The organism is Mesorhizobium sp. P160219 (assembly GCF_057786095.1).
The window spans coordinates 970,983-982,511 of the sequence record NZ_JBYNWG010000001.1; the positions used below are offsets into that span (position 1 = coordinate 970,983).

Annotated in this window: 15 protein-coding genes; 10 read left to right on the plus strand and 5 right to left on the minus strand. The window is 62.9% G+C overall.

Annotated elements, in window-relative coordinates; translation table 11 throughout:
* Positions 1-52: 52 nt before the first annotated feature.
* Positions 53-589: a translation initiation factor IF-3 gene (gene infC, locus AC3EMP_RS04915; protein ID WP_023744911.1), complete on the minus strand. Its 537-nt coding sequence runs from the start codon at positions 587-589 to the stop codon at positions 53-55.
* 247 nt (positions 590-836) lie between these two features.
* Here infC and AC3EMP_RS04920 point away from each other — a divergent pair, with 247 nt between their 5' ends.
* The 4 genes from AC3EMP_RS04920 (at position 837) to AC3EMP_RS04935 (ending at position 4,316) form a co-directional block, all read left to right on the plus strand.
* Positions 837-1,607, plus strand: coding sequence for an alpha/beta hydrolase (locus tag AC3EMP_RS04920; RefSeq protein WP_352543730.1), 771 nt, complete (start codon positions 837-839; stop codon positions 1,605-1,607).
* Between the two features lie 6 nt (positions 1,608-1,613).
* Entirely contained in the window at positions 1,614-2,756 is a 1,143-nt protein-coding gene (locus tag AC3EMP_RS04925; protein WP_023821741.1) for a benzoate/H(+) symporter BenE family transporter, read from the plus strand.
* Between the two features lie 117 nt (positions 2,757-2,873).
* The gene (locus tag AC3EMP_RS04930; RefSeq protein WP_023672286.1) at positions 2,874-3,359 is read left to right on the plus strand and encodes a DUF2852 domain-containing protein; all 486 of its coding nucleotides are present in this window, start codon (positions 2,874-2,876) and stop codon (positions 3,357-3,359) included.
* Between the two features lie 198 nt (positions 3,360-3,557).
* Positions 3,558-4,316 carry a M48 family metallopeptidase gene (locus tag AC3EMP_RS04935; protein WP_352710596.1) on the plus strand — a complete coding sequence of 253 codons (759 nt, stop codon included), beginning with the start codon at positions 3,558-3,560 and terminating at the stop codon, positions 4,314-4,316.
* A gap of 18 nt (positions 4,317-4,334) precedes the next feature.
* Here AC3EMP_RS04935 and AC3EMP_RS04940 read toward each other — a convergent pair whose 3' ends face one another.
* Positions 4,335-4,553, minus strand: a complete 219-nt coding sequence (locus AC3EMP_RS04940; protein ID WP_023672288.1) for a hypothetical protein — start codon at positions 4,551-4,553, stop codon at positions 4,335-4,337.
* A 109-nt stretch (positions 4,554-4,662) separates the two neighbouring features.
* On the opposite strand from AC3EMP_RS04940, the gene AC3EMP_RS04945 reads away from it, so the two are divergent.
* The 6 genes from AC3EMP_RS04945 (at position 4,663) to AC3EMP_RS04970 (ending at position 10,367) form a co-directional block, all read left to right on the plus strand.
* On the plus strand, positions 4,663-5,322 hold the full coding sequence (locus AC3EMP_RS04945) for a phosphoribosylanthranilate isomerase (RefSeq protein ID WP_023681392.1): 660 nt from the start codon (positions 4,663-4,665) through the stop codon (positions 5,320-5,322).
* A 90-nt stretch (positions 5,323-5,412) separates the two neighbouring features.
* The gene (gene trpB, locus AC3EMP_RS04950) at positions 5,413-6,663 is read left to right on the plus strand and encodes a tryptophan synthase subunit beta (RefSeq protein ID WP_023681393.1); all 1,251 of its coding nucleotides are present in this window, start codon (positions 5,413-5,415) and stop codon (positions 6,661-6,663) included.
* A 2-nt stretch (positions 6,664-6,665) separates the two neighbouring features.
* The gene (trpA, locus tag AC3EMP_RS04955; protein ID WP_023693067.1) at positions 6,666-7,505 is read left to right on the plus strand and encodes a tryptophan synthase subunit alpha; all 840 of its coding nucleotides are present in this window, start codon (positions 6,666-6,668) and stop codon (positions 7,503-7,505) included.
* 101 nt (positions 7,506-7,606) lie between these two features.
* Positions 7,607-8,533, plus strand: a complete 927-nt coding sequence (accD, locus tag AC3EMP_RS04960; RefSeq protein WP_023687437.1) for an acetyl-CoA carboxylase, carboxyltransferase subunit beta — start codon at positions 7,607-7,609, stop codon at positions 8,531-8,533.
* 62 nt (positions 8,534-8,595) lie between these two features.
* Positions 8,596-9,921 (plus strand): bifunctional folylpolyglutamate synthase/dihydrofolate synthase, encoded by a 1,326-nt coding sequence (locus tag AC3EMP_RS04965; protein WP_023672293.1) that lies wholly within the window; start codon positions 8,596-8,598, stop codon positions 9,919-9,921.
* A gap of 26 nt (positions 9,922-9,947) precedes the next feature.
* The gene (locus tag AC3EMP_RS04970) at positions 9,948-10,367 is read left to right on the plus strand and encodes a VOC family protein (protein ID WP_023681395.1); all 420 of its coding nucleotides are present in this window, start codon (positions 9,948-9,950) and stop codon (positions 10,365-10,367) included.
* Between the two features lie 22 nt (positions 10,368-10,389).
* On the opposite strand, the gene AC3EMP_RS04975 is transcribed toward AC3EMP_RS04970, so the two are convergent.
* The 3 genes from AC3EMP_RS04975 to trxA all read right to left on the minus strand — a co-directional run bounded on the left by AC3EMP_RS04975 (position 10,390) and on the right by trxA (position 11,506).
* Entirely contained in the window at positions 10,390-10,638 is a 249-nt protein-coding gene (locus tag AC3EMP_RS04975; protein ID WP_023827359.1) for a hypothetical protein, read from the minus strand.
* 72 nt (positions 10,639-10,710) lie between these two features.
* Complete coding sequence (locus AC3EMP_RS04980) at positions 10,711-10,992, minus strand: cupin domain-containing protein (protein WP_023696001.1); 282 nt, start codon at positions 10,990-10,992, stop codon at positions 10,711-10,713.
* A gap of 190 nt (positions 10,993-11,182) precedes the next feature.
* Entirely contained in the window at positions 11,183-11,506 is a 324-nt protein-coding gene (trxA, locus tag AC3EMP_RS04985; protein WP_023672297.1) for a thioredoxin, read from the minus strand.
* Positions 11,507-11,529: the final 23 nt, after the last annotated feature.

Genomic DNA, 11,529 nt, shown 5'->3' on the forward strand with positions numbered 1-11,529 from the left:
GACGCCATGAGACAGGATTCAGGCGGATTTAGAGCGCAACGCCCGAACTGATCTAGCGCGGGGCCAGCACCATCATCATCTGGCGGCCTTCCAGCTTCGGCTCGGCTTCGACCTTGGCGATGGTAGCCGTCTCCTCGCGCACCTTGTTCAGGAGCTGCATGCCGAGTTCCATATGCGCCATCTCGCGGCCGCGGAAGCGCAGCGTCAGCTTGACCTTGTCACCTTCCTCGAAGAAGCGCCGCACGGCCTTCATCTTGGTTTCGTAGTCATGGCTGTCGATGTTCGGGCGCATCTTGATCTCCTTGATCTCGATGACCTTCTGGTTCTTGCGCGCCTCGGCCGCCTTCTTCTGGTTGGCGTATTTCAATTTGCCGAGATCGAGAATTTTGACGACAGGCGGCACCGCATTGGGCGAGATCTCGACCAGATCGAGCCCTGCCTCTTCGGCGAGCAGCAATGCGTCGTTGATGGAAATATCGCCGCGGTTCTGGCCATCGGCGTCGATCAGTTGGACCCGGGGAACCCGGATATCACGGTTGGAGCGCGGGCCATCTTTGGTGGGCGCCGCTGCTTTGAAAGGTCTGCGAATGGTCGTGGTCTCCTTGGCCGTTTCGTTCAGGGTTTCAATCTAGAAATGTTCAGGACGCGCCAATGTGGTGAGCGCGCGGGCGGAGTCAATAGCACAGCGCTGACAGAAAATCACCCTGATCGCAGGCCTGCACCAAACAAAGGATGTCGCGAGCACTTTCCGCCTCGCCTGTGCCTGTGTCAAAAGACCGGCGAGTAAAATCAGGCTCCCGCAATCAGGCCCCCAGAACCAGGATTGATCCACAGCCATGACCGCGACCACCCCAACCCTGCTGGATGTCGACGGCATTGATATCGCGGTTCGCCATTCCTCGGGCGCAACGCCCGGCATCGTCTGGCTCGGCGGCTATAAATCCGACATGCTGGGCACGAAGGCGCAGACGTTGTCGGATTGGGCGGCAAGGGAAGGCCGCGCGTATCTGCGCCACGATTATTCCGGCCATGGCGAATCCGGCGGCGCCTTTGCCGACGGCATCATTTCGAAATGGCTTGGCGAGAGCCTCGCCGTCTTCCGGCGTTTCACCGAGGGCAAGCAAATCCTGGTCGGCTCGTCGATGGGCGCCTGGATCGCGCTGCGCATGGTGCAGGAACTGCGCAAGGCGGGCGACAGCAATGTGGTTGGCCTGGTGCTGCTCGCGCCGGCGCCGGATTTCACCGCCGAGCTGGTCGAGCCGGCTCTGACGGAGGAACAGAGGCGCGACCTCCGGGAGAAAGGCTTTTTCGAAGAACCTTCGGACTATTCCGCCGAGCCTTACATCTACACAAGCGCGCTGATCGAGGACGGCAGGGCGAACCGGGTCATGACCGGGCCGATCGATACCCATTGCCCCGTCCACATCCTGCAGGGCCTGGCCGATGCCGATGTGCCGGCAAGCCATGCGCTGAAGCTGGTCTCGCTGCTGCCGGCCGACGACGTCACCTTGTCGCTCATTCCCGACGGCGACCACCGCCTGTCGCGGCCGCAGGATCTCGACATGCTGCTGAGGGCGGTGGGCGACATGGTTCAGCGGGCGGGGTAGGCGAGAATGCGCATTTCCATCCCGATATCCGCCTTTGTCGCGGCAATCGTCGGCTTCGGCGGCACGCTGGCCGTCGTCATTGCCGCCGCCAAGGCGGTTGGCGCCACGCAAGCCGAAACCGCGAGCTGGGTGACGGCAGTGTGCGTGGCGATGGCGATCGAATGCTTGTGGCTGTCCTGGCGCACGAAAATGCCCATCATCACCGCCTGGTCGACACCGGGCCTGGCGCTGATGGCGGCATCGAGCGGGTTTACCATGGCCGATGCGGTCGGCGCCTTCATCGTCACCGGCCTAATGTTGATCGCCACCGGCCTGTTCAAGCCGCTGACCCAGCTGATATCAAGGATACCGGCGTCAGTCGCGTCCGGCATGCTGGCGGGCATCGTCGTCACCTTCGCGCTCAATGCCGTCAAGACCATTCCGGTCGACCCCTGGTTGATCCTGCCGCTGATCGCGGCCTTCTTCGTCATTCGCCTGTTCAACCCGGCGCTGTCGGTGCTGGCGGTGCTGATCGGCGGCGGCATCGCCGCCTTCCTGACAGGCCGCGTCGGCGGACTGCCGGCACCGGAACTGTCGACGCTGACGCTGATTGCTCCGCATTTCAGCGCCGCAGCTGTCATCGGCCTGGCGCTGCCGCTCTACCTCGTCACCATGGCGTCGCAGAACCTGTCGGGTCTCGCCGTCTTGCGCGCCGCCGGCTATCACCCCGAACCCGGCCCGCTGATCGGCGTCACCGGCCTGTTCTCGCTGCTGTCGGCGCCGTTTGGCGGCTCGACCACCAATCTGGCCGCGATCTCTGCGGCGATCTGCACCGGGCCGGACGTCCATCCCGACCCGGCCGAGCGCTGGAAGACCGGACCCTTCTATGCACTTGCCTATCTGATCTTCGCGGTTTTCGGCGCCTCGCTGGTGGCGATCTTCGCAGTGCTGCCGCAAAGCCTGATCGTGCTGGTGGCCGGCCTGGCGTTGATGGGGTCGCTGGCCAACGCGCTGGCGATCGCGCTCAAGGACGAGGACCAGCGCATGGCGGCTACTGTCACCTTCGTTGTCACCGCGTCGGGGCTGACTTTGTTCGGCGTTGGCGCCGCCTTCTGGGGCTTGGTCGCCGGCCTGGTCGTGCTTTTCCTCGAAGCGGTCAAAAAGCGATAATCAATTCAGGACCTTGTCCGGTTTTGGCGGACGTTGTCTTGAATCGCCGTTTTTCTCATCCCATTTCGAATCCACGCAGCCGCTCTTGGCTGTCTCCAACCGAAGGAATGGGAGAAAATGAACACATCCGCATTGATCCGCCCGGCCTGGACGCCGGCGACCATCGCGCTGATGGTGATCGGCTTCATGGTGTTCTGGCCGCTTGGCTTCGCCATGCTCGCCTACATCATCTGGGGCGACCGGCTTGACGGCTTCAAGCGCGACGTCAACCGGGCCACCGACGGCATCTTCGCCGGCTGCCGTCGCGGTTCCGACAAGGCCGCGCGCTGGGGCCACGGTTCGGCCCGCACCGGCAATGTCGCTTTCGACGACTGGCGCGAGAAGGAACTCGAACGCCTCGCCGAAGAGCGTCGCAAGCTCGATGAGATGCTGAGCGAGTTCGACGAGTACGCCCGCGAATTGCGCCGCGCCAAGGACCAGGACGAGTTCGACCGCTTCATGGCCAACCGCAACAAGTCGACAGCGCCTGCGAAGACAGGCTCGGCCGAAACGGCCAAGCCCGCGACGCCCAAGCGCAAGGGCCCGAACCTGCTTGACGACTGAGGCTGCGCGCATGACCCCGAAAATCGAAACCGATTTTCGGAAAGGTTCATGCGCCGAATTAGAGTGCTACAGCGTCCTTTGCGCGTCAGAGACGCGCGGCGCTCTAAGACAGGCCTTGGCATGATGGACGGCGTCGCGCGAGCGGCGCCGTTTCTTTTTTGTTCTGGTCGTTTTCCTCGAATCGCGTATCGTTCAGCCATGTCCTTCGGCTTTTTCCGCAACCTGACCAAACCAAAACCCTCGCCTGTCGAAGAGCGAGAGCACGTCGTTGCCGGCCGCACACTGCCGCTCAGGATCGTCGAGAGCGCCCGCGCACGGCGGCTGACGCTGCGCATCGATTCGGGCGGCCAGGGGCTGCGCATCACCGTGCCGCCGGGCCTGCGCCGCGGCGAGGTGGAGAAATTCCTTCACCGCCATCAGGGCTGGCTGGAGCAGCGTCTGGCCAAGGTACCGACACGGCCGCAAGTGCGCCCCGGCATCAAGATCCCGATACGCGGCGTCGCGCATCGCATCGTCCACGAACCGTCGAAACGCGGCACCGTCACCGTGTCGCGCGACGAGCGCGGTCCGCTGCTGATCGTCCATGGCGAGCGCATACATTTGCCGCGCCGCATCGCCGATTTCCTCAGGCGCGAGGCCAAGAAGGACATCGAGAAGCTGGTGGTCAAGCATACCGAGGCCATCGGCAAGCGCGCCAAGGGTATCCGCTTCAAGGACACGTCGAGCCGCTGGGGCTCCTGCACTTCCGACGGCAATTTGTCCTTCTCATGGCGCATCATGATGGCGCCGACGCCGGTGATAAACTACTTGGTCGCGCATGAGGTGGCGCATCTCAAGGAGATGAACCACGGCCCGAAATTCTGGAAACTGTGCGAGCAGCTCTGCCCCGACACCGACCGCTGCAAGGACTGGCTGAAGCGGAATGGTGGGGCATTGCAGGCGATTGTGTTCGATTAGCCTTCGCCGGCGGCGCGCTCAATCATCATTGGCCGCATTAAGCTCTTCAGGCCGCAGCCCTTCGTCGCCATGGCGCGGCCATGGCAGGAAATTCTGCTCGAACGCATCGCTGCCGAAATAATCCAGGACCCGGTGCGCTTCCGCCCCGTCGAAGGCGGCCTTTTGCATCAGATGGGCGATGACGTCGCGCGCTTGCGCGATCTTCTGCCTGAGTTCGGCTATGCTCTGGTCGGCCATTCGTCTGCTCCGCCTTGCTTCTCCCATCAATAGGTAGCGCCTTTGGCGTTGCCGGCAAACAGCATGCTTTTTCTCGACTCTTGGCCGGTTTCGTGCCAAGCCCCGCGCCATGGCGCTCGATATCAAGATCTGTGGATTGAAGACCGATGAGGCAATGGCCGCGGCCCTGGCCGGCGGCGCCAGCCATGTCGGCTTCATCTTCTTTGCTAAAAGCCCGCGCTATGTCGAGCCTGCGGCAGCCGGCCGCCTGCGCGAGGCGGCAATCGGCAAGGCCAGGGCGGTCGCCGTGACGGTCGATGCCGATGACGCGTTCCTGGATGAGATCGTCGCAAAGATGCGCCCCGACATGCTGCAGTTGCACGGCACGGAGACGCCCGAGCGGGTGGCCGAGGTGAAAGCTCGCTACGGCCTGCCTGTCATGAAGGTGTTCTCCGTCAGTGAGGTAGCCGATCTCGAGCGGCTAAAGCCGTTCATCGGCGTTGCCGATCGCTTCATGTTCGATGCCAAGCCACCAAAGGGCTCGCAACTTCCGGGCGGCAATGGCGTCGCCTTTGACTGGCGCATCCTGGCCGGCCTTGACGCCGGGCTCGATTACATGCTTTCCGGTGGGCTCAACGCCGCCAATATCGGCGACGCCCTGATATCAGCCAATCCGCCCGCGATAGACATTTCGTCGGGGGTGGAAAGCGGCCCGGGCGTCAAGGATCCGGCGCTGATCGAGCAGTTCTTCCGGGCCGTCAGGGCCGCGCGCGACGACCGCGCTGCCTGAGGCACTTCTTTCGAACCCGAGCATGTTCCGGAGAAGTGGGAACCGGTTTTCCGATAAGACATGCTCAGAACCAAGACCAGGAGATCGGCGATGAACAAGCCGGCGACACCCAATTCCTTCCGCACGGGACCCGACGAACAGGGCATGTTCGGCATCTTCGGGGGCCGCTTCGTGGCCGAGACGCTGATGCCGCTGATCCTCGACCTCGAACGGCACTGGAACGAGGTCAAGAACGATCCGGACTTCAAGGCCGAACTGACCGACCTGTCGACCCATTATGCCGGTCGGCCATCAAAGCTGTATTTCGCCGAAGGGCTCACAAAACACCTTCGTGAGGTTTCCTCGGCGAAGGGCCTCGGGGGCGGCGCCAAAGTCTACTTCAAGCGCGAGGATTTGAACCACACCGGTTCGCACAAGATCAACAACTGCCTCGGCCAGATCCTGCTGGCCAAGCGCATGGGCAAGAAGCGCATCATCGCCGAGACGGGCGCTGGTCAGCACGGCGTTGCCGCGGCCACGGTCGCGGCGCGCTTCGGCTTTCCCTGCGTCGTTTATATGGGCGCCACCGATGTCGCCCGCCAAAGCCCCAACGTCTTCCGCATGAAGCTGCTCGGCGCCGAAGTGCGGCCGGTGACCGCCGGTCACGGCACGCTGAAGGACGCCATGAACGAAGCGTTGCGCGACTGGGTCACCAATGTCGAGGACACTTATTACCTGATCGGCACTGCCGCCGGCCCGCATCCCTATCCGGAGCTGGTGCGCGACTTCCAGTCGGTGATCGGCATCGAGGCGCGCGCCCAGATCCTCGAACAGGAAGGCCGGCTACCCGACACCATCATCGCGGCTGTCGGCGGCGGCTCGAACGCCATCGGCCTGTTCCATCCGTTCCTGGATGACAAAGAAGTCCGCATCATCGGCATCGAAGCCGGCGGCCGCGGCCTTGACGGCATCGAGCATTGCGCCTCGATGAATGCCGGCGCGCCCGGCGTGCTGCACGGCAACCGCACCTATCTCTTGCAGAACGCCGACGGCCAGATCCTCGACGGCCATTCGATCTCAGCCGGCCTCGACTATCCCGGCGTCGGCCCCGAACATTCCTGGCTGCGCGATTCCGGCCGCGTCGAATATGTGCCGATCCTCGACGACGAGGCGCTGGAAGCCTTCAAGCTGACGACGCGCGTCGAAGGCATCATCCCGGCGCTGGAATCCGCCCACGCCATCGCGCATGCGGTGAAGATCGTGCCTGATATGGACAAGGACCAGATCGTCATCGTCAACCTGTCGGGACGCGGCGACAAGGATGTGCACACAGTGGCCTCGATGCTGGGCATGGAGATCTGATCATGGTGACCCGCATCGACCGCCGCATGGCAAAACTGAAAGCCGAGGGCCGCCCGGCGCTCGTCACCTATTTCATGAGCGGCGACCCCGACTATGACACCGCTTTGTCGATCATGAAGGCGCTGCCCAAGGCCGGCGCCGACATCATTGAAATGGGCATGCCGTTTTCCGATCCGATGGCCGATGGACCGGCGATCCAGGCCGCTGGCCTGCGGGCGCTGAAAGGTGGCCAGACCCTGGTCAAGACGCTGAAGACGGCGGCTGATTTCCGCGCCACCGACAATGAAACGCCGATCGTGCTGATGGGCTACTACAACCCGATCTACATCTACGGTGTCGATCGCTTCCTCAAGGACGCCATCGCCAGCGGCATTGACGGGCTGATCGTCGTCGACCTGCCACCGGAGATGGACGAAGAACTCTGCATTCCGGCGCTGAAGGCCGGCATCAACTTCATCCGCTTGGCAACGCCGACCACCGACGACAAGCGCCTGCCCAAGGTGCTGCAGAATACGTCGGGCTTCGTCTATTACGTGTCGATGACCGGCATCACCGGCTCGGCTTTGGCCGACACCGGCAAGGTTGCCGCCGCGGTCAAGCGCATCAAGGGCCACACCAATCTGCCGGTCTGCGTCGGCTTCGGCGTCAAGACCGCCGAGCAGGCGCGCATTATCGGCGCCAATGCCGATGGCGTCGTCGTCGGCACCGCGATCGTCAACGCGGTCGCCAATGTGTTGGGACCGAAGGGCGAGAAGACCGCCGACCCGGCCGAGGCCGTCGCCACCCTGGTCAGCGGACTGTCTCAGGGCGTGCGTTCGGCCCGCCTTGCTGCTGCCGAATAGTTTCCCTACTTAGGCCTTGTGCAAGTCGTTATCCCAAAACCGGTTCCCACTTTTGGGCGACATGCACGAGCCAACTCTTCGTCAGGACAGGAGCCGAAGCGATGAACTGGATCACCAATTACGTTCGCCCGAGGATCAATTCGATGCTCGGTCGGCGCACCGACATGCCCGAGAATCTCTGGATCAAGGATCCCGAGACCGGCGAGATGGTGTTTCACAAGGACCTGGAATCCAACCAGTTCGTCATCCCGTCATCGGGCCATCACATGAAGATTTCGGCCAAGGAACGGCTGAAATTCTTCCTCGACGACGGCAAATACGAGCAGCTTGAGAACCCCAAGGTCATGCAGGACCCGCTCAAGTTCCGCGACGAGAAGCGCTACACGGACCGGCTGAAGGACGCCAAGGCCAAGACCGGCCTGGAAGACGCCATCATCAATGCGCTGGGCACGGTCGAGGGCCTGCCGGTTGTAGTGACGGTGCAGGATTTCGCCTTCATGGGCGGCTCGCTCGGCATGGCCGCGGGTGACGCCATTGTGCACGGTTTCGAGGTCGCCTTGCAGCGCAAGCGGCCGCTGATCCTGTTTGCCGCCTCCGGTGGCGCGCGCATGCAGGAAGGCATTCTGTCCCTGATGCAGTTACCGCGCACCACGATCGGCGTCGACCGGCTGAAGGAAGCCGGCCTGCCATACATCGTCGTCTTGACCAACCCGACCACCGGCGGCGTTACCGCCTCCTACGCCATGCTGGGAGACGTCCACATTGCCGAGCCCGGCGCGCTGATCGGCTTTGCCGGCCCGCGCGTCATCGAGCAGACCATCCGGGAGAAACTGCCGGACGGTTTCCAGCGCTCCGAATATCTGATGGAGCACGGCATGGTCGATATGGTGGTGTCGCGGCTGGAACTGCGCGAGACGATTTCACGGCTGTTGAAAATCCTGCTCAAACTGCCGCAGGAGCAAAAGCCGCTGGAGCCGGAAATCCTGCCGCCGTCGGTCATCCCGACGGAAGCCCGCCCGCAAGCCTGACGCGACATTTCTGGCCGCAAACCGCGATTGCGTGCACCTGCGCGCATGCGTAGGATTCGCTCATGACAACGCTTGCCGCAGATCGTGAAATCGAAGCCCTGATGGCGCTGCATCCGAAAGGCTTCGACCTTTCGCTCGACCGCATCACAAGGCTGCTCGAACGCCTCGGCAATCCGCAGGAGCGGCTGCCGCCGGTCATCCATATCGCCGGCACCAACGGTAAGGGCTCGTGCGCGGCCTTTTCGCGCGCGCTGCTCGAAGCCGGCGGCCACCTTGTCCATGTCCACACTTCGCCGCATCTGGTGAACTGGGCCGAGCGCTACCGGCTGGCGGCCGAGGGCGGCGGCCGGCTGGTCGACGACGAGACCTTCGCCGAGGCCATCGCCCGCGTCGCCCGGGCCAATGCCGGCCAGAAGATCACCGTCTTCGAAATCCTAACCGCCGTCACCTTCATCCTGTTTTCCGAGCATCCGGCTGCCGCCGCCATCATCGAGGTCGGCCTTGGCGGCCGCTTCGACGCCACCAATGTCGTTGCCCGGCCGGCGGTGTCGGTGATCATGCCGGTGTCGATGGATCACGAAGCCTATCTCGGCGACCGGGTCGAACTGATCGCCGCCGAAAAGGCCGGCATCATGAAGCGCGGCTGCCCGGTGGTCATCGGCGCGCAGGAGAGCGAGACGGCGCTGCAAGTGCTGATCGAAACCGCCGAGCGGCTGGATTGCCCGACCTTCGTCTACGGCCAGGATTTTCTCGCCTTCGAGGAAAACGGCCGCATGGTCTATCAGGATGAGGACGGGCTGATGGACCTGCCGCCACCGCGCCTGCCCGGGCGCCACCAGTTCGCCAATGCGGCGGCAGCGATTGCCGCCGTCAAGGCCACCGGTTTCGAAATCAGTCATCGCGCCACTGAGAAGGCGATGGCGAGCGTCGCATGGCCGGGCCGCATGCAGAAACTGGTACAGGGCCGGCTGATGGAGCTGGCGCCCAAGGGCGCCGACATCTGGCTCGACGGCGGCCACAATCCGGGCGCCGGCATGGTCATTGCCGAGGCGCTGGCCGAGCAGGAGGAAAAGAACCCGCGGCCGCTGTTTCTGATCTCCGGCATGATCAACACCAAGGACCAGAGCGGCTACTTCCACGCCTTCAAGGGCCTGGCTCGGCACGTCTACACCGTGCCGGTGAGCATGAGCGATGCCGGCGTGCCGAATGACGAGCTGGCGGTGCGGGCGACCGAAGCCGGCCTCACGGCCGAACCGGTCAGTTCCGTCGCCAGTGCGCTGATGCTGCTGCGCGACACCTGGGACGGGCCGGCGCCACGCATCCTGATCGGGGGGTCGTTATATCTCGCCGGCGCGGTGCTGGCCGAAAACGGCACGCCGCCAACCTGAAGCCATTTCACTGCGAGGAGCCCATCATGATCAAGGTCAAGCAACTCGCCCATGTCTGCATCTTCGCGCATGATCTGGAGGCGACGCGAAGCTTCTACCGCGACGTGCTTGGCCTCGACACGCAGTTCAATTTCCTGCGCGACGACAAGGTCTTCGGCTTCTACCTCAATTGCGGCGGCCGCAGCCATGTCGAGGTGTTCCAGAAGGACGGCACTGCATACAGCGAGCAGAACCAGATCAACCATTTCTGCCTGGAAGTCGAAGATCTCGACGCGGCGATCGCCCATATCAAATCGAAGGGCATCGACGTCACCGCCAAGAAGCACGCCTGCGACGACACTTTTCAGGCCTGGATCCGCGATCCCAACGGCGTGAAGATAGAGCTGTTCGAATACACCGCCAAAAGCGCGCAATTTACCGGAGGCGACCGCATCGCCGACTGGTGAGCTGTGTTGGTGTCGACGAGGATCAAAGCTCCGGCCCTGTATGGACCTTGAGGCTTTTCCGGATGATTTCTTCCAGATCGATATCCGCGCCACTGCTTGCCGTCAGGCGGGAGTAGAAGGTGGACGCCGGTTCTCGCCCCGCCTCCCGAATCTCATAGGATTCAAGCGCGCGTTCGACGATATCCGCTATCGAGCGGTTTTCGCGATGAGCAAGACGATGCGCAAGATCTCGTGCTTTTGCGCTGCGGGCGGAAAGCCGGGGTTCGGCCATTTCAAAATACCTTCGAGAAAATATATCCCCCATTTAGGACGAGCCATCAAGATGGCAGAGGATGGCAAGCCATCACCTTAGCTCAATCTCGATGAAGGCATACTCGCCGTCATTGGCGCTAATGACGTCGTGTTCGACGCCCTCCTTTCGGAAATAGGGCGCACCCTTCTTCATCTCGGCAAAACTCTCGCCGTCCTTGGTCACCAGCTTCACCTTGCCGTCCATCAGCGGCACCACGACATAGTCGTGGCCGTGGCGATGCCAGCCGGTGTTGTCGCCGGGCTGGAACCGATACTCGGTGACGATGACGCGCTCATTGTCGATGAAGACGGTGGCCTTGGCGGATCCGGTCATTCTGTTTCTCCCTGTCCTGCCTCAAGCAGATGACATGGAGTGCGCCGATGCGAGGGCCAGAGGCGGCCGGGCGATGACGCCAAAGAAAAAGCCCGGCGCGAGGGCCGGGCTTCGATCTCGGGAACTAATGCAGGTCGCCCAAAAGTGGTCCCGGTTTTGGGAGGACGACATGCATCAAAACAAAGCCAGATCAGGCGAGGCTGCCATTGATCCAGTGCGACAGCGCGGTCTTCGGCGCGGCGCCGACCTTCATGTCGGCGACTTCGCCGCCCTTGAAGATCATCAGCGTCGGGATCGAGCGCACGCCGAATTGGGCGGCAAGCTCGGGGTTCTCGTCGATGTTCAGCTTGGCGATCTTGATCTTGTCGCCGAGCTCATTGGCGATCTCTTCCAGCGACGGACCGATCATCTTGCAGGGGCCGCACCATTCGGCCCAGAAATCCACGACGACGGGCTGCGAGGCGTTGAGCACATCGGCCTGGAAATTGCTCTTGTCGACCTTGACGGTGGCCATACGAAAATCCTTTCGAAATTTAT

Excerpts from the sequence above, each read along its gene's own strand:
- AC3EMP_RS04970 (WP_023681395.1), top strand. The coding sequence starts at position 9,948 with ATGATCAAGGTCAAGCAACTCGCCCATGTCTGCATCTTCGCGCATGAT.
- trxA (WP_023672297.1), bottom strand. The coding sequence starts at position 11,506 with ATGGCCACCGTCAAGGTCGACAAGAGCAATTTCCAGGCCGATGTGCTC.
- accD (WP_023687437.1), top strand. The coding sequence starts at position 7,607 with ATGAACTGGATCACCAATTACGTTCGCCCGAGGATCAATTCGATGCTC.
- trpB (WP_023681393.1), top strand. The coding sequence starts at position 5,413 with ATGAACAAGCCGGCGACACCCAATTCCTTCCGCACGGGACCCGACGAA.
- AC3EMP_RS04920 (WP_352543730.1), top strand. The coding sequence starts at position 837 with ATGACCGCGACCACCCCAACCCTGCTGGATGTCGACGGCATTGATATC.
- AC3EMP_RS04980 (WP_023696001.1), bottom strand. The coding sequence starts at position 10,992 with ATGACCGGATCCGCCAAGGCCACCGTCTTCATCGACAATGAGCGCGTC.
- AC3EMP_RS04945 (WP_023681392.1), top strand. The coding sequence starts at position 4,663 with ATGGCGCTCGATATCAAGATCTGTGGATTGAAGACCGATGAGGCAATG.
- AC3EMP_RS04930 (WP_023672286.1), top strand. The coding sequence starts at position 2,874 with ATGAACACATCCGCATTGATCCGCCCGGCCTGGACGCCGGCGACCATC.
- AC3EMP_RS04975 (WP_023827359.1), bottom strand. The coding sequence starts at position 10,638 with ATGGCCGAACCCCGGCTTTCCGCCCGCAGCGCAAAAGCACGAGATCTT.
- AC3EMP_RS04925 (WP_023821741.1), top strand. The coding sequence starts at position 1,614 with ATGCGCATTTCCATCCCGATATCCGCCTTTGTCGCGGCAATCGTCGGC.
- AC3EMP_RS04965 (WP_023672293.1), top strand. The coding sequence starts at position 8,596 with ATGACAACGCTTGCCGCAGATCGTGAAATCGAAGCCCTGATGGCGCTG.
- trpA (WP_023693067.1), top strand. The coding sequence starts at position 6,666 with ATGGTGACCCGCATCGACCGCCGCATGGCAAAACTGAAAGCCGAGGGC.
- AC3EMP_RS04940 (WP_023672288.1), bottom strand. The coding sequence starts at position 4,553 with ATGGCCGACCAGAGCATAGCCGAACTCAGGCAGAAGATCGCGCAAGCG.
- AC3EMP_RS04935 (WP_352710596.1), top strand. The coding sequence starts at position 3,558 with ATGTCCTTCGGCTTTTTCCGCAACCTGACCAAACCAAAACCCTCGCCT.